This window comes from Bacillus sp. 196mf (assembly GCF_003217275.1).
GTDB classification, from domain to species: Bacteria; Bacillota; Bacilli; order Bacillales; family Bacillaceae_G; genus Bacillus_A; species Bacillus_A thuringiensis_S.
Genome location: NZ_QJTG01000007.1, coordinates 118630 through 140611, shown reverse-complemented (window position 1 = coordinate 140611; position 21982 = coordinate 118630). Strand labels below are relative to the sequence as shown.

Here is a 21982-nt window from a genome sequence, read left to right as displayed (position 1 = left end):
TTTATTTAAAGTTATTTTCACATACCAAAATAGCCTGGCGTAAACGAGAAATACCTTCCGCAATTTGATCAATATCCACTTTTCCATAAGATAAACGTATATAACCATCTTTCGCACCGAAAATACTACCTGGCATAAAAGCAATTTCTTGTTTTAAACTTTGCATAATGAGTTGTTTTTCGTTTATAGGTTCTTTTAATTTCCCCCAAATGTATATACCACCAGTAGGGTTTGAAAAAGAGATTTTATCATGAAGTTGCTCGTTTAGGGCACGAACGATAACGTCTCTTTTTTCTGCTAATTGTTTTCGTAACGGTACGATATGAGACTGAAATGGTACGGTTTCGAAAAATTGCTGCATAAGCCACTGCGGGAAAATACTCATTCCTAATTCCATTTGGTGCCGTGCGTCTGACAATCGCTCTACGACAGACTGTGGGGCGACAAGCCAACCGACTCGTAATCCTGGCGCAATCATTTTTGATAAAGAATGTACATAAATGACAGTTCCGTTTTCATCTATTGATTTCAAAGTAGGACAAGGTTGTTTCTTTTCTAGCGTCAGCAAACTAGAGGGATCATCTTCAACGATTGCAATTCGTAAATCTGCGCAAAGTGATAATAGTTTTTTTCTACGGTTTGGATGAAGCATCGTCCCCGTAGGATTTTGGAAGTTTGGATTTAAAAAGATCATTTTAATACGGTGTTTTCTATATAACTCCTGTACATCATTTGGATTAATACCATGTTCATCGACAGGTAACGGGAAAATACGAATACCTGCTGATTGGAATAACGGCAAGGAATAACAGTGTGAAGGACTTTCGAAAGCAACAGCATCACCTGGATTTAATAAACATTGCACGATAAGGTGAAGTGCTTGCTGTGCGCCAGATGTAATCATAATGGATTGTTCAGTCGCCTCAACTTTTAAATATTCCTTCATATATTTTACGACCGCTTGTCTTAGCGGGAGATAGCCTTGCGGATGATCGTAACTTAATGAATGCGTTAACGGTTGTTCACGTAAAATCGCTTGTAGTTGATCGTGGGGATAAAGATTACAACCGAGCTCTCCGTTTGCAAAATCAATAATATTTTCATTTTGTTGTACTTCTGCCCGAATATGGCGAAGTAGTGGTAAGTTTGGTAAAAAAGTACCACCTTCAACGAAATTTCTCCAGTTCGGCGTTAATGTTGGAGAAACACCCCACATATGTGTACTCACTCGTGTTCCTTTACCAGTCGTACTCTCTACAATTCCCATAGCACGTAGTTCATTATAAGCAGTCGTTACTGTACTTCTGTTTACATTTAACTGCGTAGCTAATTTCCGTTCTGAAGGGAGGAAGCTTCCTGGAGGAAGTTCTCCATATGTAATACGTTTTTCAATAAAGTCAACAACTTGCTGATAAATAGGGATTTTACTGTCACTATCTAGTTTCCATTCCATAAAAAACGCCTCCGTATCTCTTATATACATCAAGTATAGCAAATTGGCTGGGTAAAAAAACAGCCAATTGGACGGTGTTATATCCAGCCAATTTTACTATGCTAAATAGGGAAGGGGAGATTCGGATGAAACGATGGCAAATGGAATGGCTCCTAGTATCAGTTGCATTAGTATGGGGAGCAAATTATACAATAGGAAAGTATGGAGTGGCATTTATGTCATCCATTCAATTTAATAGTTTACGATTTTTAGTAGCATCACCGGTATTATTACTTATCACTTTTATGATGGAACGCTCATTACGTATTGAAAGAAAAGATTGGTTACGATTAGTAGCAGTCGGTATCGTTGGTACAACAATGTATCAAACGATGTTTATGCTATCTGTGAAATATACTTCAGCAACAAACGCCTCATTATTAATTGCAATGTCACCTATTTTTACAGGGATATTAGCAGTATTGCACAAACAAGAACGTTTTTCGATGAAAGTACAAATTGGTTCAATAGTGGCCTTTGTTGGTGCAGCATTCGTTTTATTAACAGGGCATACAGGAGGAGCTACTTACGAATATGCGTGGCTCGGAAACATAATTGGATTAGTCGCAGCGATTGCGTGGGGATGGTACCCAATATTAGCGCAACCTCTTATAACAAAATATTCCGCAATGAGAGTCACATCTTGGTCAACTTTAATTGGAATTGTACCTCTCGTTGTATATTGTTTATTCAACGTAAATACATTAACGTGGCCAGTAGACATGCCAAGCTGGGGGTCTCTAGCATATTCAATCGTCTTCGCGACAATCTTCGGACTTGCAATGTGGTATGTCGGTATTAGTAAAATAGGCTCAACGAAAGTAATGGTTTATATGTATCTTGTACCATTGTTCGCAGTTATCTTCGCGGCAGTAACTATCGGAGAGCAAATCAACATGATGCAACTCGTTGGCGGACTTATAATCTTTATCGGTTTATATGTTGTAAAAAAGGGTGGAATTCAAAAGCCAGCTCTCAATTTGAAAAAAGTAAGTTAACAATAAAAAGGATCTCTTTCATATAGAAGGAGATCCTTTTGGTTTTTGTAATAAAAGCGCTTGTTCAACAGCCCATTTTTGATGATCATGAATGAGAAGCTCTACAGCAAGTAAAGGAGACATCCACCGCAAAACATGATCTTCCTCACAGTTTTCAGTTTGTGTCTGCACCATGTGCGCAATATAAAAGAACCCATCGTTTAAATAATAAGTATCTTCTTTTTCCGCATAAAAATATCGCATTGCATTACCGATATATTGATTAATTTCAATTACCCATCCTAATTCCTCTAGTAGTTCACGATGTAAGCATTCATCTTTTGTTTCGGTACCTTCCATACCGCCACCAGGTAAAAAATAACGGTCTCCTTTTTGGATAATAGCAATGTTTGAAGAAGTTGAGTTAAAAATAATTGCATAACAACTAGGCCGTAATACATATGCTCAGTAGGCTTTTTATAACCAAAAATAAGTTTAGATATCATAAAACACGTCACCTCTCTATAAAATACACAAAAGGAATAATAAGGTAAAAATAGAATTGTATAAGTATAATCTTACGAGATTGGAGTGATAACAAAATGATAAATCGAAAGTGTTCGCGCTGTAAAGAAATTACAGGTACATTGCACGGTGGTAAAAAAATTAAGGAAGAATTTCTATGTGAGGACTGTTTGCAAAAAGGAATTGCGAGTGGAGAAATCGAATTATCACAAGTGGAAGAAAAACAAACTTCGTATCTTTCTATAAAAATATTAAAAATAATGAGTGTGATTTATTTAATAGGATCTATTTTAATGGCTTTTTCAACTGGTCCATTTATACATAATCTGGGGTTTGATGAAATGTCCATTTCAGGATCAGAATTAGGTTTAATAAGTATTGTTATGCTAGGTTCTATATTTCAGTCAGTTCTCGTATTTTGCGGGATATGGGTATTTATCCTATTAGTAGAAACAGTCATTAAAATTTATGAAAAAATGAAGTGAGTGAGAGGGAGAAACATATGCGAGTAAGAAACATCCAAGGGGAAGATTATGTAAAGATTCATTCTGTTTTAAATGATTGGTGGGGCGGGAGAGACATGGCTACCATGTTGCCAAAATTGTTCTTCATTCACTTTCAAGAAACGAGTTTTATTATTGAAGAAGAGGGAGAAACGTTAGGTTTCTTATGCGGTTTTTTTTCACAAACATATAAAGATGAAGCATACGTTCATTTTATCGGTGTGAATCCGAAGTATAGAAGAAGAGGAATTGCATCGACATTGTATTCTTATTTCTTTGATATCGCTCGTGCAAATAACCGTAAAGTTGTAAAAGCAATCACGTCACCAGTAAATAAAAAATCAATACAGTTTCATAGGGAGATTGGCTTTCGAATTGAGGCTGGGGATGATGAAATAGAGGGTGTATCGGTACATACAAATTATGATGGGAATGGTGGTAGTAGAGTATTATTTTTGAAAAATGTGTAAAAGTAGGCTAGCACAAAGTTAGCCTTTTTGTTGTGAGGAGCTAGAAATATGGAGAGTAAACAAAGTAGAAATGAGTATTTAAGACGCATACATAAGGTTCAAGATTATATAGAATCAAACATAGACAGTTCACTATCCATTGAAAAGCTAGCGGATATAGCAGGATTTTCGAAGTTTCATTTTCATAGAATTTTTAAAGGAATAGTAGACGAGCCGTTATCACGATATGTAAATCGATTGAAGTTAGAAAGGGCAACAAATCTTCTTACATATCGATTGGATATGACGATTACGGATATCGCTTACCATTTTGGTTTCACAGATTCAGCAGTTTTCTCCCGAACATTTAAAAATTATTACGGTGTAAGTCCGTCTCAATATCGAAATGACAATAGCAAGAATTGCAAAGACGTAAGGGGAATTCCTCAATACAATGAATGTAAGCAGGTTCGAGGAAATGTTGAAATTGTAACAGCGGATGATATAAATGTTGCATACATAAGACATATCGGTACATATGGAGAGTTAACGATAGCTTTTCCGAAAATGATAGAGAAAGTATTTCATTACGCAGCTAAACAAAACTATCATGTATTTGATGATACGAAAGTATTAACCATTTACCACGATCATCATGAATTTACTGAGGACTATCATTTAAGAACAAGTTTATGTATAACAATTCCGGATGCGTCCGCAGTAGAAACGAACGACATAGGAATAATGATAATACCTTCTGGAAAGTATGCAGTAGGACATTTTGAAATATTCCAAGATGAATATAAAGGGGCATGGGACTTTATATACGGTGAGTGGCTGCAAAATAGCGGATATAAACCGAGAGATTCATATCCTTTTGAAATGTATAAAAATGATCCAAGACGGCACCCGGAAAAGAAACATATAGTTGATATATATGTACCTATCGAACCTTTTTAATTATAGGTTAAAGGGGAATGAATGATGAAAAATGCTGAAAAGTTAAATCTGATTATAAAAGAAGAATATGAAAATATGAATGGGATGTTAGTAGTGCAAAAAGGGGATTATATTTTTGAAAACTATTATAACGGTCATGGTCCAAATGATGCATTTCATATAGCGTCAGTTACAAAAACGGTAATCTCTGCCCTAATTGGGATATGTATAGATAAGGGCTATATAAAAAGCGTTGATCAAAAAGTAATAGAATTTTTCTCGGAATATAACGTTAATTCATCTGAAATAACAGTACGACATCTGTTGACAATGACAGCTCCACATCCTTTCGTAGACTGGCAGGAGCCGTTAGAAGAACTATGTATGCAACGAGATTGGGTACAGTATACGTTAAATAGGATAGGACAAGGCGGAGAAATTGGATCTTTTAAATATTCATCTGCAGGAGCACATGTACTATCAGCGATTATTACGAGTGTAACAGGAAAAAGTGCCCGTGAGTTTGCGAATGAATACTTATTTCAACCACTCGGCATGAGCGAAATTCCAAACTACAATATGAAAGCATTTGGATTTGATGACTTATTCGGAAAAGCTGTAAAGGGATGGGTTCACGATCCAAACGGTATTTCGACGGGTGGCTGGGGACTAACGTTAACGGTTAGAGATATGGCTAAGTTTGGACAGCTGTATTTGAATGAAGGTATTCATAATGGAAAACAAATACTATCAAAATCATGGATAAAAGAATCAATAGCGATGAATTCAAATCAATATGGTTACTTATGGTGGTTACGAGAAGAAGAGGGTGTCTATTCGTATTGTGCAATGGGTGATGGTGGGAATATGATTTGCTGTATTACGGAGAGGGAATTGGTGGTGGCGATTGCGTCTGAAAGTATACCGAATGCAGGGGATAGATGGAAGTTAATTAAAGAGTGTATACTTCCTTATTTAAAAGATTAATATGTTTATATTATGAAAATAAGAATAAAAGGTCTAGTTATACTTGTTTTGTTTTCCATAATATAAATAAGTGTTGTGAGAACAAAATTGTTCAACTAAGATTATAAAACTTCAACACCTATACGATTATTGAATAATTGCAAGGTGTTGAAGTACTTTATGAGCAATTAAAGGTACTTTCAACTAAAAGTGGAAACACCTTTTTTCTTTAGTTTTAATTATTCTTTAACTTTGTGATGTATAAGATACATTATGCCGAGCACAATTGCTAGTAAGATAAATTTAATTAATTCTATTAGGCTGGCATCCCACTTGTTTTGCACTACATCTGTTAAATAAAATACATTAAACATACCATGTAAAATTGCGGGTGATATTACAGAACCACCGTATTCTCTCGCGTATGTCAAAATTATAGATAATATAAATAATAAAGCGAGATAACTTAATATTCCTACAAACCAAAACTCATAATTTTTATAAAAGATTGCTACTGGTAAATGCCATAAAGACCAAAACGAAGCTGTAATAATAGCTGTTTGCATGAATGAATATTTTTTTCGTAAATAGTAATGAAAATTTCCGCGCCATATAATCTCTTCTAATAATGCAGATAAAAATCCAACTGTAAGACCAACGAGTAAGAGAAATCCTAATTCATTCCAATGATTATATAAGAACTTAATATCATAAATATAAAAATAAAAATGGAGACATAGTCCTAGAAGTAGTGGGAATAATATGGAGAAGATTAGTGTTTTTATTTTTGGACGTGTAATTCCAAATGTGTGAACTATTTTTTGCTTCTTATATAATTTTTGATATAAAATAACAGCTAAAAACGGAACAACCATCGTAAACCCCAAATAATTACGACCATTTTCTATGTTCAGCAAGATGACATATACAAGTGATGTAAGAAAATAAATACATAATGTTGAATGATAAACTATGTGTTTATTAATATTTTTCACCTGCCTAAGTATGTATAAGTGGTTAATCGAATATCCGATATTTTAATTATATATGAAATGGAAATCGACAGAATGAATATTTCCATATTATTGTTTTTAAGATAGAAAAAGTGTCGAAATTGCATATATTGAACTTGTAGAAAAAATTTAATTATCCCCGTAACTTTTCACAACAAAAAATCGTTAAACAAAAGAATAGATTTTTTATCACGAATGGGGGAGAACCATGAAAATTCTAATACTAGGCGGTACACGATTTTTAGGAAGAGCTTTCGTAGAAGAGGCGTTGAAAAGAGGGCATGAAGTTACAATATTCAATCGTGGAACAAACAATGAAATTTTTCCAGAAGTGGAACATTTAATCGGTGACAGAAATGGTGATGTATCAAGTTTAGAAAATCGAAAATGGGATGTTATCGTAGATACGTGTGGGTTTTCTCCGCATCACATTCGGAATATTGGAGATGTCTTAAAAGATAATTTAAAACATTATATATTCATCTCAAGCCTTTCCGTATATAAAGATTGGATTCCGCATGACATAAAAGAAGACTATATATTACAACCTGAACCGACGGAAGAGCAAATAAAGGCTGTAGAAAATGGTGAAATATCTCCTTATGAGCATTATGGTGCGCTGAAAGTATTATGCGAAAAAGAAGCAGAGAAGTATTGGCCGGGGCGTGTTTTACACGTAAGAGCAGGACTTCTTTCAGGAATGTTCGATTATACAGATCGACTTCCATACTGGATCGGGCGTGTAGCAAAAGGAAGTAAAGTGTTAGTTCCAGGAAGAAAAGACCATCCAGTACAGATAGTTGATATAAAAGACGTCGCAAACTGGGGACTAAACATGGCAGAAAACAAAAATGCAGGTACATTCAATGTAACAGGTCCGAATTATGATTTGACGATGGAAGAGCTATTAAATACGTGTAAAAAAGTTACGGATAGTGATGCTGAATTCGTTTGGATAGAGGAATCGTTTATGAATGAACATAAAGTGCAGCCTTGGACAGAGATGCCTTTATGGCTTCCAGAAACTTTTTCATTAGAAGGTGAAACGAAGCCGTGGAAAGGTGGATTTTCAATTAGTATTGAAAGTGCTGTTAAAGAAGGACTTACTTTTAGAAGGTTAGAACATACAGTTACAGATGTGTATGAGTGGATGAAGAGTGTGGACGAATGGGAATTAAAAGCAGGGATTTCAAGGGAAAGAGAAAAGATGTTATTGGATAAGTGGTATGGAATAAAGAGAGTTTAAATAAGAATCTTGTGAAAAAAGGACTCTGTTTATTGGTTAAACAGAGTCCTAATATGAATCTACCACTCAATCGGTTCTTCCCCGTACATCTCCCATAGTGTAGGAAACATCTTTTTTAAACCTTCCTCATCGTCTTCATCCCAATCTAACTCGATATCAACTTCCTCAAACTCTTCATTTGTTAAGACATGGTATAGTGTAAAGTAAGTATCATCTTCATCCCCAGTCTTCTCCATGTAAACTTCTTGCCCGAAATATAGAGTAAGTTCTTCAATCTCTGGGACGTCATACTCACTCAAGTTTTCTAATACAGGAATTAATCGTTCTGGATCTTCAATACAAGCTTCGTATGTCTCTTTTCCTTGATATAATAACCATCCGCGGAAGTAATCGAAAGTATCATCTGAACAGCCACCCATAATAATATAGGCTGCTGTCCATAAACGGGAGGTATAGGAGTCTTTCAAAAGGCGATGCATATGCGTATCAAAAGCTACAATTTCATGTACTGTACGTTTAGCAAGGTGAGAAGTAAGCCATTCTATTTGTTCTTCTTGGTCCTCACCTTTCGTTTTTGCACGATGAAGTAGTTCCCAAAATTCTTCTTCGGTTATCGTTTTTTCTTTTATGTAATCTTCCCCAGGCAACGGGTCTGTATATCCTTTTTTACGTTTGGAAGCAACTAGTTTATTAGCTTCTTTCATACATTCTTCTTCTGTTTCAAACTCTTTAGCTTTCACACTGCCAGCTGTGCCAATTTTTCCGTAAAACACAACATAGTCTTTTTCTTTCACAACGATTTTCCAAAACTTATTTGATTTCTCAGTTTGCTGGATTAATAACGTTTCCATCCGTACCCCCATAATGTTTTCTAGTGTGCAATATGATTGTAACATATGTATATACACTTGTAATGATGAAAAATAATAGTTTAGAAAATTCAAAAATCATTGAATGAAGTGAATAAATTTAGTAACCTTATTTGTACAGTAATTACATAATATTTTTGTAATAATTCGATATTTATATGAGGGGGCATTACGGATGGATCTTACGTTTAAAGTTGAGGAAACATGTTTTAATTACCGCGTTGGAGCAATTTGTAAACATGATAATAAAATACTCATTCTGCAAGGTGACGGTGAAGATTTTTGGTATGTACCCGGCGGTAGAGTAAAAATGCTAGAGAATAGTGAAGATGCATTAAAACGAGAGCTTGCGGAAGAGATAGGTGTTCCTATTAAAAGGAAAAGGTTAATATGGTCAGTAGAAAATTTCTTTACACTTTCTGAGCGAAAGTTTCATGAAATTAGTTTTTATTATGAAGTAGAGCTACATGAGTTACCTGCGAGTGGAGCGGATCAATATATTTTGGAAGAAGAGGGTAGAACGTATTTGTTTAGATGGGTGCCAGTAGAAGAACTGCATACATATAACTTACAGCCTGCATTTATAAAAGAGAAAGTAAAGGATGTATCAGTTCACACAGAACATATCGTATTACAAAAGTAAATGTATTCGGAGGGGAAAATGGTGAAGGGAACTAAAAAAGAGGTACATATAAATGACAAACTAATTCGTTACACACATATCGAAAAAGGTTCTAGTACGGTTTGCTTTATGTTTTCAGGTTCAGGATACAATTATGATAAGCCGTTATTTTATTACGCAACGATGTTAATGCTTGAACATAAAATAGATGTAGTACATATTCATTATTCTTATGACGAACAAGTAATGAATAAATCAATGGAAGAAATAACGAAAGTAATGATGGATGATATTAATCCTATAATGAAGGAAGTATTAAAGGGTAAGCAATATAACGATACTATGTTTTTAGGGAAGTCACTTGGAACAATTCCGATTGCAAATGATTTAATGAAGAGAGAAGAATTCGCGCAGTCAAAAATGATACTACTTACACCTTTACTAACTTTTGATTCTATTTTTGAGGCGATTTTACATAGTCATCATGAAGGGATATTAGTAATTGGAGATAAAGATCACCAATATAATGCAGATCAAATTGATCAGTTGAATAAAACGAATCTAACGATCGATGTTGTTAAAAATGCAAATCATTCTGTAAATGTTGGGGAATATGAAACAGAGAATTCAATTGAGGCGATAGCAAATATAATAGAAAAACTTAAAGAAGTTATTAGGACAAACTAACCTATCAATACATGCAAAAAGAGGTGCAATTTGCACCTCTTTTTTACTTAATAAGCCCTCAAAACATGAAGTAAATAATCCTTACGATTCAGCGGATTATAATCAACACGTTTTCGAGTAGGGAAGGGAGCCATAAGCTTTGTGAAACCAGCTGGCTTCGTTGTAAATATGCCTTCTCCTTCTGTAAATGAATGTAGTATTCGTTTGAAACTCTCTGTTTTCGCAACAGGTAATGATCCTGTTAACTGATAAGAATTGTAATTGAATATAGGCTCTGCAAAAGTTGCTGGAACGGCAGCGAGTTTATACATTGCGGTACTAATTGCATGCTCCGGTACAGTTAATTCAAACTCATTTACTGGTTCATATACATATGTTTCAGCTTGCTTTAAAGCATCCATTAATACGATCGGTGTCAAATTTCTAAAGTCACTTGCTGTTGTAACAGGACTAGCATAACCAGTATGTGTTAACGTGACGATAATATCTGTAACTTCCCATCCGTATAAACCTTGTTTTAACGTTTGAAATACAGTATCTTCAATTGCTTTATGAAATGCTAATGGAAGTGATCCCAGTTCAACACCTAACTTATATGTTACGCCAGAATTAAGTTCATCACGTTCGATTTTAAAACCAATTGTTGCGTAAAATGGATTCGCTTTTTCGCCCATTACTTCAACACTTTTCCCTATGCCAATGGGTTTTTCAATACATACGACACGCGTATTTGAGAAAGTAACTTGCAAATTATATTTCTCATAAAGAGTTGTTTCAATTACTTCTTTTTGAACTTCACCGAAAAGGCGAATATATAGTTCATTATGAATATCATCTTTCCACACTTTAATAAGCGGATCTTCTTCACATAGCTCCATAAGTGCAGCGTATAGATCATGAATACGTTCTTTTGGTAATGCTTCAATAGCAGCTTCCATTTGTGGTTCGGCAAAGTGAATATCTTTTATATAATCAGTCCGTTCACCGATAATATCACCAATTTTAATATCACTAAGTCCCCACACTTTGCAAAATTCTCCGCTAGGAACGATTGAAGCTTGAACTGCATTTCCGTTATGAAACATACATATTTTCTTAATCTTTTCTTTATGAGCTAGAGCATCATCACGCAGTATATGAACATATTTTCTAACGTGTAAACGACCAGAAAAAACTCTTACATATGCAATCTTTTCCCCAGAAGGTTCACGTTCAATTTTAAAAACAACACCGGATAATACTTCATTTTCTGCCGACTTATTAGCGGGAATTAAGTCTGAAATATTTTCGAGCAGTTCAGTTACACCTGTACCTGTCATGGCTGAACCGAAAAAGATAGGGAACACATTTGCTTGCGCTATCTGTTTAATGAGTTCCTCTCTTAATAGTGCGCCCGGTACGATTTCATTATTTACATATGACTCAAGTAATGATTCATTATATGGTGCTAACAGTTCCATACAATTTTCATATGATTTGTATTCAATGATTCGGGCTTCTTTCGTTCCTTCGTTTTCTACAGAGTAGAAAGGGAATGCTTCATTTGAAAGAACCTCTTTTATTTGTTTCATAACTTTTTCAGTATTTGCACCGCTACGATCAATTTTATTAACGAATAAAATAGTCGGTATGTTTAGTTTCTGTAATGTTCGCATTAAAATTTTTGTTTGCGCTTGCACACCTTCAGCAGCAGAAATAACTAAAATTGCACCGTCTAGAACACGAAATGATCGCTCCACTTCAGCGATAAAATCAGCGTGTCCAGGTGTATCAATGACATTTACTTTTATGTCATTGATACAGAAAGAGACGACAGATGCTTTAATCGTAATTCCGCGTTGTCTTTCTAATTCCATTGAGTCAGTTTGCGTATTACCACTATCTACTCGGCCAATTTCTTTAATCACATTTGTTTCATAAAGAATACGCTCAGTCAAACTCGTCTTGCCAGCGTCTACGTGCGCGACAATCCCTATATTTATTGTTGTCATATGTGAATATCCTCATTTCATTTTCCATTTTTAATTCCTCATTTCTATTTGTGTATTGCCGCATTACAATCACTCTCCAGTCATTTAAATTAGTACTATTATAGTGCAATTAACATTATTTGTAACGCGATAAAGCGCCTTAATTTGGAAAAATATAAATGAAAACAAAATGCTTGCATTCTAAATAGATATAGATTATATTAATTGACATATCAACTATTGATATATCAAACGTTTTTATTTTGTGTATAAAGGAGGGATAGTTTGACAAGTTCATGCTCAAAAGAAGCGATTATTTTATATAAATTACACTTTCTAAATAAAGAAGTAAGTTCGAAGTTTGAAGGTTGTACGGGTATGAGCCAGTCCCGATTAGAGCTTATACTTCAGTTATATGAAGTAGGTGAAATTAGTCAAAAAGCACTTCAACAAGAAGTGAATATTGATAATGCTGCGATAACGAGGCATTTAAAGCAGCTTGAGGCAAATGAAATGATTACAAGACGTAAAAATCCAGATGATAATAGAATTACGTTAGTTTCTCTTACTGAAGAGGGACGAAATAAAATTCAGGCGTTTCAAGAGGAAAAAGAACGTTTTGCAGCTTCAGCATTTAAAGGGTTAAGTGAAGAACAGCGCGATAATCTTTTAACTATGTTAAATCACATTCAAGAAAATATAAAAGAACTATAAAAAGGGAGAATTCAACTATGACTAACTCAGTAAAAACAAATAATTTTAACGAAATTTTAACAGGACGCCGTTCAATTCGTAAATACGATTCTTCAGTGAAAATTAGTAAAGAAGAAATGACAGAAATTCTTACAGAAGCAACACTTGCACCATCTTCTGTAAACATGCAACCATGGAGATTTTTAGTGATTGAAAGTGACGAAGCGAAAGCGACACTTGCACCACTTGCGAAATTCAATCAATCTCAAGTAGAAACATCTTCAGCAATGATTGCTGTATTTGGTGATTTAAACAACTTTGATAACGCGGAAGAAATTTACGGTACAGCTGTAGAGCGCGGTTTAATGCCAGCAGAAGTAAAAGAAGATCAAATGAAAAAACTTTCAGCTTACTTCTCAATGGTTACACCAGAAGTTATGAAAGATACAGTACTAATTGACGGTGGTCTTGTAGCAATGCAATTTATGTTAGCGGCTCGTGCTCACGGTTATGATACTTGTCCAATTGGTGGATTTGAAAAAGACCAAATCGCAGAAGCATTCGGATTAGATAAAGAACGTCACGTACCAGTTATGTTAATTTCAATCGGAAAAGCTGCTGACAGTGGTTACCAATCAGTACGCCTTCCAGTTGAAAAAGTTGCTGAATGGAAGTAATTTTATAAATACAGAAATAAGTGAGATATGAGAGGGGAAACATCATGATTATAATTCACGCAATATTTCAAGTAGATCCAGCAAAACAACAATCATTTTTAGAAGAAATTCGTCCGCTAATTCATAGTTCAAGAGAAGAAAGTGGAAATGTATCTTATGATCTTTATAAAGATACGGAAAAAGAAAATGTGTATACGATGGTAGAAGTATGGAAAGATGAAGCAGCAGTTGCAAGTCATAATAAGAGTGAACACTTCACATCTTTCGTTAGCAAAGTAAAATCGTTTTTAACTGCTCCTCTTGATATAAAAGCTTATAATGGAGCGTTAGTAAAATAATATGGTGAAAAGGATATCCTTAGCGTTTGCTATGGGTATCTTTTTTTATTTTGATAGGAATATATTTACTTCTACTGTGATGTGTTATAATTTGGAAATGAATAATTCTTAATTTTCAGAATAAATAAAGTTAGGAGATATATACATGAGTACATTAAAGAAAATTACGGACAATATTTCGAAGGTTATTATAGGAAAAGATGAAGCGATTGAACTTGCAGCTATAGCACTTATAGCAAGAGGGCATATTTTATTGGAGGATGTACCTGGGACGGGGAAAACAACATTAGCGAAAAGTTTGGCTAAAAGTATAGATGCTAAATTTCAAAGAATTCAATTCACAGCGGATACTTTGCCTGGAGATGTTATTGGTCTCGAATATTTTGATGTGAAGGAATCGGAATTTAAAACGAGGTTAGGTCCTATTTTTGCAAATATAGTAGTAGTGGATGAAATTAATCGAGCTGTACCAAGAACGCAATCTTCGTTATTGGAAGTGATGGAAGAACGTACTGTTACGATTGCGAAACAGACACATTCATTACCAGAACCTTTTTTAGTTATTGCAACGCAAAATCCTCTTGAATCGGCCGGTACATTTCCTTTACCTGATGCACAACTAGACCGTTTTTTACTAACTATACGTCAAGGCTATCCTACGAGAGAAGCAGAAAAGGAGATGATGAATCGTTTTCAAATGAATGATCCGTTAGAAACGTTACATTCAATTATTTCAACTGAAGAAATTATTACAGTGCAAAAACGAGCAAGAGAAGTGTTAGTAGGGAATGATGTGCAAGATTATCTACTTGAGATTATTGAGGCAACGCGTAAACATGAGTTAATTGAAATTGGAGTAAGCCCGCGGGGGACGTTGGCATTTATGAGAGCGATTCAAGCAAGGGCAATATTAAATGAAAGAGATTATTGTACGCCAGATGATATTAAGACGCTCGCAGCATCTGTTTGCGCTCATCGTTTAACGTTAACGATTGAGGGGGAGATGAAAACAACGAGAGAACAAATCATGAAAGAAATTCTTCATACGATTAATGTGCCAGTGGAGAATGTACAATGAATCAACAACTTGTGTATACACCTTTAGCGGAGCCTTTAGTAATGGGAGTTATGTCAGGTGTAGCCGTTATTTTATGTGTATTTTCAAGTAATCTATTGTTTTTATCTCTCGTATTTTTGTATGTAATTTTAATAGGTGCGATGCATGTATACATACGTAAAGTATCTCGTGTTGAATGGGAATACAGTCAAGGGAATTCAAACGTTTTTATAGGTGAAGCGAATGTGTGCAAAATGAAAATTTCAAACAAGTCGTTATTCCCTATTTTCAATATCGTATTTCGATTTAAATGTGAAAATAAGTTAACTTGGAATCATGATGAAATAAACAAAAATCATAGTACAGGTTCAAATTATTATATAAATTTTAATATAAAAGGAAGAGAATCAGTTTCATTTGATTTGCAAGCTGTAGCTGTAAAAAGAGGAATTGCGAAATGGGAAGAAGTTGAAATTGTCATTACGGATCCCTTTGGATTCATAACGAACCATATAACGTATAAACAAGTTGAAACGCCGTCTTATTTAGTTTTACCAGCTGTTCCGAAAATCCAAGTTCCTGAATTGCAAGAATGGTCACGAGGGTTTCGAAAAGCGATGTCATCCCCCTTATATGATGAAACGAAAGTAATGGGAGTGAAGTCGTATGAAAATGAAGATTTTCGTTCTATCCACTGGAGTGCAACAGCGAAAACAGGGACGATAACCGCGAAAAAGTACGAGCGAACACAATCAGATAAATATGCGATATATCTCAACTTGCAAAATAAAAGCGGTATTTCTTTGCGAAATGATACAGAGGAACTCATTGAATTAACGGCAGGCATATGTAAACAACTGCTTATGCAAAACTGTTCATTTGAAGTATGGATCAATAGCGTAAAAGATAACGGTTTGCTACATATAAAGAACGGTCATAACCGAAAACATTTGCAAAATGTATTAAAAGTACTTGCCTCAATATCGGACCAAGATACTCCTGTATCGTCTACTTATTTTTACACAGCAGGCTTTCGGCGAAAAGAATTGGATGCAGTTCCTTTAATTCTTGGTACTTCCCCAAAGAAATACAGTAGAACGAATAAATGGGTCGTAATTAAAGAATAAGAAGGGGTTTATGTTATGGCTAATAAAGAGCGACATATGAAGGTGAAGATCTGGAGTATTAGAGTTTTCATGATACTTTTCTTTACGGTTAGTGCGATAACGTTATCACAAGGTGTTGTGCATGTACAAGACATAGTAAAAGGGCTTTTTTCTAGTAAGACGGAGACAATATCGGAAAGAAATTATGATTTTACTAGTTTAGACGAACAGTTTGATGAACCTGAAAGAATTATAGATGAAGAAACAGGAGTTGTAGATACAAGAACAAAAATAGATAGGAAAATTCCACTTTTTGTACGAAAAAATTCATGGACTGATGTGTTTTCTGTTCTTTCAAATTCATGGATTAGTGTCGTTTTTTATGTAATTATTGCAGTGGTCATTCTATATGCTTTTTATAAATTAATGAGGAAAAAGGTAATGAATTCAGAAATAGAACAGGATAAACAATCGATAACAAAAGAAAATACGGATAGAACCGAAAAGAACAAGAAAGTGAAGCATCAGTTTGAACAGCCGTTACCTAAAGATAAGATAAGGCAAACGTTAGTGGAATGGGAAAGAACTTTACCATTTCACGAACAGAGAAGGTCATATGAAACGATGCAACAATGGTTAAGTAGAATTTGTAGAACGCGAGATATTATTCCGATATATGAGTCTGTCCGTTATGGAGAAAAGACGTATACGGAGTTAGATGTAGAGAAGACTGTACGATGGATAGAGCGAGACGGGAAAGCGTGACATTAATATAAGTAAATGAAATTAACTGTAAATTAATTTCATTTACTTATATTTAATTACATGGTAATGTATACTTACTTTTTTATATCTCTACCAATGGAAAAAAGTTGCCTTAGTAGAGTATTGCTCGTTACATTTTTTATGAGTTTATCTTCGCTTCATCAGTATAGAATGAAAAAGAGATGAATTGATTACGGGTAGCATGTAAATAAAAAATTATAATTTATTTTTAAATTTTTATAAGGGTGTGAAAATAGAATGAAACCTGTATTGAAAAACATACTCCTTTCCTTTATTTTTTCTGCAGCAGGGATGTGTTGGTTTCTGTTTATGTTAGTTAGAGGAGGCGGAGACTGGTTATTGTCTTGGGTAGGTGTATTCATGGCCTTTTTATCTTTATACACGTTAATAGATTTATATTGTAAGTATACATACGATAAAAAATGGAGTAAATTGTTTATCAAAGCAACAGTTACTACCTTTAGTTTTGCAGTATTGGGAATCACCTTTGGTATTGTACACGAGCTATTACAGCCATGGAGTCTCAGTTTAATGGTTTGGTATTGGTTGTTAGTGTTACTTTTATTTGTAACGACCATAATATTATTAGTTTTTGTATTATTTGTTAATCGTAAAAATTATAATATTCCTGGGAGATATAGAATACTTATACTGCTTAATCTATTTCTTACGTTAGCACCAGTGCTGTGGCCATTAATACTTACTATTATCGGGAATGGCATGAACGCTAGTGCAGGATGGTAAAAGTAAATGAACTAAAAAGTTGATATAGGGTTTTAAATATGTAAAAGAACGAGTTTTCAAAAATTGAAAACACGTTCTTTTTTTATTTTCATACATTACTTTTTCTCATCTGGGCGTCTAATTTTGAAAGTAAGTATTTCGTAAGGAATGGATAAGAAAAAAGAGAGTTTTATCATTTAGGATGAAAGTATAGCTTGAATCAATACGATATGAATAGAGGAGAGAAAGCCTTATGAAAAAATGTTATTCCATTAAGTTAGCGAGTTTGGCAGTTTTATTAGCGGGTACTACTTTATTCACACCCGGTTTTACTGTGAAAGCAGAGTCTATTCAAAATATTTCTAATTCATCAGAAGCACATGACCAAAAGAATCGGAATGGTTGGAAACAAGTCATGCAGGAAACAATCCAAATTGGAGCGCCAGGGGTATTAGCTAAGACGTATAATAACGGTAAAATTAGTAGTTATAATGCTGGTTTGGCGGATTTAAATAGTAAGAAACCAATGAAATCGGATTATCGTTTTCGGATTGGAAGTGTGACGAAGACTTTTACTGCTACGACTGTTCTTCAATTAGTAGGAGAAAATCGTGTGCAGCTTGACGATTCGATTGAAAAGTGGCTGCCCGGCCTCATTCAAGGAAATGGTTATGATGGCAATCAAATTACGATACGTCAACTTTTGAATCATACGAGTGGTATAGCTAATTATTTAAAGTCAAAAGACGCTGATATTATGAATTCGAAAAAAACGTATACAGCAGAAGAAATAGTAAAGATAGGACTTGCTCTACCCCCAGATTTTTCGCCAGGTAAAGGTTGGTCGTATTCAAACACAGGATACGTAATACTAGGAATGCTTATTGAAAAAATAACGGGTAATAGTTACGCAGAAGAAATCGAAAAGCGCATTATTGAACCTTTGGATCTATCAAATACGTTTTTACCAGGGAATTCACCCGTTATTCCAGGTAAGAATCATGCTCGAGGGTATATGAAAATTGACGAAACAAGTGAATTGAAAGACATGACGTATTATAATCCGAGTTTAGCTAATTCAGCGGGAGATATGATTTCAGATGCAGACGATTTAAATAAGTTCTTTTCATCTTTACTCGGTGGTAAGTTATTGAAGGAACGCGAGCTAAAAGAAATGCTTACTACAGTTCCTGTAGAAGGAAAAGGGGTTGGTGATGGATATGGTCTTGGAATCTATGAGACTAAACTTCCAAATGGTGTCTCAGTATGGGGTCACGGAGGATCAATTCCTGGGTTTATGACTTTTGCAGGCGGAGTAATGGGAGGCAAGCATACATTTGCTGTCAATGTTAATTCTTTAGGTCCGGTTGATATTCTTACACAGTTTGATAAAATGATGCAAGTTGAATTTCAGAAATAGATGGAAAGAATGTGAATGGAATCCTGCTTTAAAGGACAGTATTAACATTCATAGTAGAACATCAAGAGTAATTCAACAATAAAAAAGGATGTCAGTTACACGACATCCTTTTTTATTGAGAATCAAAGAAGTATGTTTTGAATTTTGAAAATTGTTATTTTTGCAATTGTTCCATATAATGAAGGGTAGAGGGGTTATACAGGGGAGTTATGAATGGAGAATACTTTAGTTAGTTAATTGTTTTTATTTTAATAAATAAAAGTAAATTGATGTGGAGTGAAATTCATTGGGAGAAAATCAGTTTAGATGGAGTAACAAGCAATTACGAGAACATGTTGAAATAATAGACGGTACACGAAGTCCACACAAATTATTAAAGAATGCAACATACTTAAATTCCTATATACGTGAATGGATGCAAGCAAATATTTGGATTTATGATGACCGTATTATATATGTAGGAGAAAAGTTGCCAGAGCAACTATATAAATGTGAAGTCATTGATTGTGATGGAAAGTATGTCGTTCCCAGTTACATAGAACCGCATGCACATCCATATCAGTTGTATAACCCAGAGACGCTAGCAAATCATGCGATGCAATTTGGGACAACGACTTTTATTAATGATAATTTAACTCTATTTTTCACATTAAAACGTGAAGAATCATTTCGTTTAGTAGAGGAATTTAAAAAGATTCCAGCTACTATGTATTGGTGGTGCCGTTTTGATGGACAGACTGAATTGCAAAACGGGGAATCTTTGTTTAATAGTAAAGAAATAATAGAATGGCTGAAACAAGAAGCTGTTCTTCAGGGTGGGGAGTTAACAGCATGGCCAAAATTATTACATGGTGATGATGAAATGTTAACTTGGGTGCAGGAAACGAAGCGATTGCAGAAGAAAGTAGAAGGCCATTTTCCGGGTGCATCTGAAACGACTTTAGCGAAGTTAAAACTGTTAGGTACAGATTGTGATCATGAAGCGATGACAGGGCAGGAAGCTTTCACTCGTCTTATACAAGGTTACACCGTTTCTCTTAGAAATTCTTCCATTAGACCGGATTTAGAAGTTTTATTAAAAGAATTGTTGGAATTAGGCGTGAAACAGTTTGATAGATTTATACTTACTACAGACGGCTCACATCCTTCGTTTTATGAAAATGGAATGACAAACGTAATGATTTCTACCGCGATAAAACAAGGAGTGCCAGTAATAGATGCATACCATATGGCAAGTTATAATATTGCTCGCTATTATAATATGGAACATGTACATGGTTCGATTGCGACAGGTAGAATTGCTAATATCAATATTTTAGAAAGTAAAGAAAACCCAGTACCAATTAGTGTCCTTGCAAAGGGGAAATGGGTGAAGCGTGACGGTGTAAATACGCATGAAGCATTACATATAGACTGGAGTAAATATAAAGTAACTCCATTATCATTAGATTGGTCAATAGAAAAAGAGGATATGATTTTCTCTAATAAAACGGGGATACACTTATTAAATAACGTTATTACAAAACCATATACTAGTGAAATCAATATAGACTGTGATGAATTATCCACAGATCATGATGAATGCTTCCTCATGATGATTGCTCGTGATGGTACTTGGCGAGTAAATACAGTTGTAAAAGGTTTTGCGAAAGAATTAGGTGGTCTTGCTAGTTCTTATTCCGGCACAGGTGATATGATTCTCATTGGAAAAAGTAAAGAAGATATGCTTACAGCTTTTCGTAGAGTAAAAGAGCTCGGTGGTGGAATGGTCGTAGCAGAAAACAATGAAATGTTACACGAAATAGCATTACCATTGCTCGGGATTATGTCTAATTTAAAAATGAGTGAATTAATACAGGAAGAGAAACAGATGGTGAAATTACTACAAGAGCGTGGCTACGCGTATGATGATCCAGCATTTACAATTTTATTCTTTTCTGCGACGCACTTGCCTTTTATACGAGTAACACCTATAGGATTATATGATGTGAAAAGTAGTAAGGTACTGGCTTCGCCGGTGAATTTAATAAAGCAATATTAAAAGGAAAGGCCCTATAATAGTCTAAATTATAGGGCCTTTTACATTATTAGTATAAGAATATTGTAAGCCTCAAATGATATAGTATCTAAATCATTTGAGGTGATATGTAAATATGAAAAAAATATTTTACATTTTAAGCATATTTATTCTGTGTGTATCGATACAACACGTTGTACATTCCCAATCAGATGCACCAAGGTTATCTTCGGATTGTCTCGAAGAAAGAAAAGTTCGAGATGAAAAGTATGTGAAGAATATAATACAGGACATTAAATCCACATTTAATTTAAATATTGATGAACATAGTTTTTGGGAAGTAAGTAAAAGAGATCTGGAGGCTGCCCATTTGATGTATGGTGGAAAGGAAAATGATTCTTATTATAATTCGCTAACTAAAATTTATGATAGTGGTGGATTTAGCGAACAGCCCAGCTTATTTGTGAGGGCGCAAGAAGCATTTTTACTTTATAAAGAAAAAGATAATATCAATGTAATGAAACGCCTAAAACTAGACGTTGAAAAAGGGGAATGGCTCGTTATAAAAACGAAAAAGAAGAAAGGGAAAAAAGTGAAATTCAAGCCTTTGCAATGTGAAAAAGATTATATGAAAAAGAGAAATGAATAACAAAATACTTATTCATGCTGTTTTTATTCAATGATATTTTGCTGTTGATTTGAAATAGAAAAAGGTAAACGAACATATTAGCTTTATGGAATATGTTTGTTTACCTTTTTTTGAGAGATTTAAAAATTGGGGATGTTTTTAGTTGGAAATTATGTACTGGCTAATGAACTTATAACATTCAATGAATTTGTTCTTCATAAACATTAGATTTTGTGTCAAATGATTTATACATTGCCGAACCACCTATGTATATTTTAT

22 protein-coding genes and 1 pseudogene are annotated in these 21982 nt (G+C 34.5%); 18 read left to right on the top strand and 5 right to left on the bottom strand.

Going from position 1 to position 21982, the window contains the following annotated elements; genetic code table 11:
- Nucleotide 1 precedes the first annotated feature (1 nt).
- Entirely contained in the window at nt 2-1453 is a 1452-nt protein-coding gene (gene pdxR / locus ATL10_RS13085) for a MocR-like pyridoxine biosynthesis transcription factor PdxR (RefSeq protein ID WP_069355842.1), read from the bottom strand.
- Nucleotides 1454-1578: 125 nt separating this feature from the next.
- On the opposite strand from pdxR, the gene ATL10_RS13080 reads away from it, so the two are divergent.
- The gene (locus ATL10_RS13080) at nt 1579-2490 is read left to right on the top strand and encodes a DMT family transporter (protein WP_053564117.1); all 912 of its coding nucleotides are present in this window, start codon (nt 1579-1581) and stop codon (nt 2488-2490) included.
- Nucleotides 2491-2508: 18 nt separating this feature from the next.
- Here ATL10_RS13080 and ATL10_RS13075 read toward each other — a convergent pair.
- Nucleotides 2509-2975: pseudogene (locus ATL10_RS13075) on the bottom strand (NUDIX hydrolase).
- A 96-nt stretch (nt 2976-3071) separates the two neighbouring features.
- Between ATL10_RS13075 and ATL10_RS13070 the strand changes: the two are divergent.
- Genes ATL10_RS13070 through ATL10_RS13055 form a run of 4 tightly spaced genes read left to right on the top strand, consistent with a single transcriptional unit; the run spans nt 3072 to nt 5872 of the window.
- Complete coding sequence (locus ATL10_RS13070) at nt 3072-3479, top strand: DUF3980 domain-containing protein (RefSeq protein WP_000610492.1); 408 nt, start codon at nt 3072-3074, stop codon at nt 3477-3479.
- Nucleotides 3480-3496: 17 nt separating this feature from the next.
- Nucleotides 3497-3967: a GNAT family N-acetyltransferase gene (locus ATL10_RS13065; RefSeq protein WP_075717775.1), complete on the top strand. Its 471-nt coding sequence runs from the start codon at nt 3497-3499 to the stop codon at nt 3965-3967.
- Nucleotides 3968-4015: 48 nt separating this feature from the next.
- Nucleotides 4016-4906, top strand: a complete 891-nt coding sequence (locus ATL10_RS13060) for an AraC family transcriptional regulator (RefSeq protein WP_075717777.1) — start codon at nt 4016-4018, stop codon at nt 4904-4906.
- A 24-nt stretch (nt 4907-4930) separates the two neighbouring features.
- Nucleotides 4931-5872: a serine hydrolase domain-containing protein gene (locus ATL10_RS13055; RefSeq protein ID WP_075717779.1), complete on the top strand. Its 942-nt coding sequence runs from the start codon at nt 4931-4933 to the stop codon at nt 5870-5872.
- Between the two features lie 218 nt (nt 5873-6090).
- Here ATL10_RS13055 and ATL10_RS13050 read toward each other — a convergent pair whose 3' ends face one another.
- Nucleotides 6091-6846: a CPBP family intramembrane glutamic endopeptidase gene (locus tag ATL10_RS13050; protein WP_080451038.1), complete on the bottom strand. Its 756-nt coding sequence runs from the start codon at nt 6844-6846 to the stop codon at nt 6091-6093.
- 226 nt (nt 6847-7072) lie between these two features.
- Between ATL10_RS13050 and ATL10_RS13045 the strand changes: the two genes are divergently transcribed.
- The gene (locus tag ATL10_RS13045; protein WP_110496984.1) at nt 7073-8110 is read left to right on the top strand and encodes an SDR family oxidoreductase; all 1038 of its coding nucleotides are present in this window, start codon (nt 7073-7075) and stop codon (nt 8108-8110) included.
- 59 nt (nt 8111-8169) lie between these two features.
- On the opposite strand, the gene ATL10_RS13040 is transcribed toward ATL10_RS13045, so the two are convergent.
- Nucleotides 8170-8961: a DUF4240 domain-containing protein gene (locus ATL10_RS13040; protein ID WP_075720336.1), complete on the bottom strand. Its 792-nt coding sequence runs from the start codon at nt 8959-8961 to the stop codon at nt 8170-8172.
- A 193-nt stretch (nt 8962-9154) separates the two neighbouring features.
- On the opposite strand from ATL10_RS13040, the gene ATL10_RS13035 reads away from it, so the two are divergent.
- Both ATL10_RS13035 and ATL10_RS13030 read left to right on the top strand, forming a co-directional pair.
- Nucleotides 9155-9622 carry an NUDIX hydrolase gene (locus ATL10_RS13035; protein ID WP_000366230.1) on the top strand — a complete coding sequence of 156 codons (468 nt, stop codon included), beginning with the start codon at nt 9155-9157 and terminating at the stop codon, nt 9620-9622.
- Nucleotides 9623-10288, top strand: a complete 666-nt coding sequence (locus tag ATL10_RS13030) for an alpha/beta hydrolase (RefSeq protein ID WP_181419324.1) — start codon at nt 9623-9625, stop codon at nt 10286-10288.
- A 47-nt stretch (nt 10289-10335) separates the two neighbouring features.
- Here the strand turns inward: ATL10_RS13030 and ATL10_RS13025 are convergent, their stop codons facing one another.
- Complete coding sequence (locus tag ATL10_RS13025) at nt 10336-12279, bottom strand: elongation factor G (protein ID WP_098509130.1); 1944 nt, start codon at nt 12277-12279, stop codon at nt 10336-10338.
- A 264-nt stretch (nt 12280-12543) separates the two neighbouring features.
- Here ATL10_RS13025 and ATL10_RS13015 point away from each other — a divergent pair, with 264 nt between their 5' ends.
- From ATL10_RS13015 to ATL10_RS12970, 10 genes are all read left to right on the top strand, one after another.
- Nucleotides 12544-12972, top strand: a complete 429-nt coding sequence (locus ATL10_RS13015) for a MarR family winged helix-turn-helix transcriptional regulator (RefSeq protein WP_000204169.1) — start codon at nt 12544-12546, stop codon at nt 12970-12972.
- Between the two features lie 17 nt (nt 12973-12989).
- Nucleotides 12990-13628 carry a nitroreductase family protein gene (locus ATL10_RS13010; RefSeq protein WP_061660012.1) on the top strand — a complete coding sequence of 213 codons (639 nt, stop codon included), beginning with the start codon at nt 12990-12992 and terminating at the stop codon, nt 13626-13628.
- 44 nt (nt 13629-13672) lie between these two features.
- On the top strand, nt 13673-13966 hold the full coding sequence (locus ATL10_RS13005) for a putative quinol monooxygenase (RefSeq protein WP_000583827.1): 294 nt from the start codon (nt 13673-13675) through the stop codon (nt 13964-13966).
- Between the two features lie 145 nt (nt 13967-14111).
- Complete coding sequence (locus ATL10_RS13000) at nt 14112-15044, top strand: AAA family ATPase (protein WP_000105647.1); 933 nt, start codon at nt 14112-14114, stop codon at nt 15042-15044.
- Nucleotides 15041-16150, top strand: a complete 1110-nt coding sequence (locus ATL10_RS12995; RefSeq protein ID WP_001075956.1) for a DUF58 domain-containing protein — start codon at nt 15041-15043, stop codon at nt 16148-16150. Before ATL10_RS13000 ends, ATL10_RS12995 begins: the two co-directional genes overlap by 4 nt.
- A gap of 15 nt (nt 16151-16165) precedes the next feature.
- Complete coding sequence (locus tag ATL10_RS12990) at nt 16166-16894, top strand: hypothetical protein (protein ID WP_001284442.1); 729 nt, start codon at nt 16166-16168, stop codon at nt 16892-16894.
- A 258-nt stretch (nt 16895-17152) separates the two neighbouring features.
- On the top strand, nt 17153-17659 hold the full coding sequence (locus ATL10_RS12985; protein WP_000805743.1) for a DUF3902 family protein: 507 nt from the start codon (nt 17153-17155) through the stop codon (nt 17657-17659).
- Between the two features lie 232 nt (nt 17660-17891).
- Complete coding sequence (locus tag ATL10_RS12980) at nt 17892-19058, top strand: serine hydrolase domain-containing protein (protein ID WP_000710680.1); 1167 nt, start codon at nt 17892-17894, stop codon at nt 19056-19058.
- 286 nt (nt 19059-19344) lie between these two features.
- Nucleotides 19345-21099 (top strand): adenine deaminase C-terminal domain-containing protein, encoded by a 1755-nt coding sequence (locus ATL10_RS12975; protein WP_110496982.1) that lies wholly within the window; start codon nt 19345-19347, stop codon nt 21097-21099.
- Nucleotides 21100-21211: 112 nt separating this feature from the next.
- Nucleotides 21212-21724, top strand: a complete 513-nt coding sequence (locus tag ATL10_RS12970) for a hypothetical protein (RefSeq protein ID WP_000719367.1) — start codon at nt 21212-21214, stop codon at nt 21722-21724.
- Nucleotides 21725-21982 lie beyond the last annotated feature (258 nt).

Bases quoted from the DNA above. Each gene is read 5' to 3' on its own strand.
- ATL10_RS13055 (WP_075717779.1), top strand. From the start codon at position 4,931: ATGAAAAATGCTGAAAAGTTAAATCTGATTATAAAAGAAGAATATGAA.
- ATL10_RS13060 (WP_075717777.1), top strand. From the start codon at position 4,016: ATGGAGAGTAAACAAAGTAGAAATGAGTATTTAAGACGCATACATAAG.
- pdxR (WP_069355842.1), bottom strand. From the start codon at position 1,453: ATGGAATGGAAACTAGATAGTGACAGTAAAATCCCTATTTATCAGCAA.
- ATL10_RS13030 (WP_181419324.1), top strand. From the start codon at position 9,623: ATGTATTCGGAGGGGAAAATGGTGAAGGGAACTAAAAAAGAGGTACAT.
- ATL10_RS13065 (WP_075717775.1), top strand. From the start codon at position 3,497: ATGCGAGTAAGAAACATCCAAGGGGAAGATTATGTAAAGATTCATTCT.
- ATL10_RS13000 (WP_000105647.1), top strand. From the start codon at position 14,112: ATGAGTACATTAAAGAAAATTACGGACAATATTTCGAAGGTTATTATA.
- ATL10_RS13010 (WP_061660012.1), top strand. From the start codon at position 12,990: ATGACTAACTCAGTAAAAACAAATAATTTTAACGAAATTTTAACAGGA.
- ATL10_RS13035 (WP_000366230.1), top strand. From the start codon at position 9,155: ATGGATCTTACGTTTAAAGTTGAGGAAACATGTTTTAATTACCGCGTT.
- ATL10_RS13080 (WP_053564117.1), top strand. From the start codon at position 1,579: ATGAAACGATGGCAAATGGAATGGCTCCTAGTATCAGTTGCATTAGTA.
- ATL10_RS13070 (WP_000610492.1), top strand. From the start codon at position 3,072: ATGATAAATCGAAAGTGTTCGCGCTGTAAAGAAATTACAGGTACATTG.
- ATL10_RS13005 (WP_000583827.1), top strand. From the start codon at position 13,673: ATGATTATAATTCACGCAATATTTCAAGTAGATCCAGCAAAACAACAA.
- ATL10_RS13045 (WP_110496984.1), top strand. From the start codon at position 7,073: ATGAAAATTCTAATACTAGGCGGTACACGATTTTTAGGAAGAGCTTTC.
- ATL10_RS13025 (WP_098509130.1), bottom strand. From the start codon at position 12,279: ATGACAACAATAAATATAGGGATTGTCGCGCACGTAGACGCTGGCAAG.
- ATL10_RS12970 (WP_000719367.1), top strand. From the start codon at position 21,212: ATGAAAAAAATATTTTACATTTTAAGCATATTTATTCTGTGTGTATCG.
- ATL10_RS13040 (WP_075720336.1), bottom strand. From the start codon at position 8,961: ATGGAAACGTTATTAATCCAGCAAACTGAGAAATCAAATAAGTTTTGG.
- ATL10_RS12980 (WP_000710680.1), top strand. From the start codon at position 17,892: ATGAAAAAATGTTATTCCATTAAGTTAGCGAGTTTGGCAGTTTTATTA.
- ATL10_RS12995 (WP_001075956.1), top strand. From the start codon at position 15,041: ATGAATCAACAACTTGTGTATACACCTTTAGCGGAGCCTTTAGTAATG.
- ATL10_RS12985 (WP_000805743.1), top strand. From the start codon at position 17,153: ATGAAACCTGTATTGAAAAACATACTCCTTTCCTTTATTTTTTCTGCA.
- ATL10_RS12990 (WP_001284442.1), top strand. From the start codon at position 16,166: ATGGCTAATAAAGAGCGACATATGAAGGTGAAGATCTGGAGTATTAGA.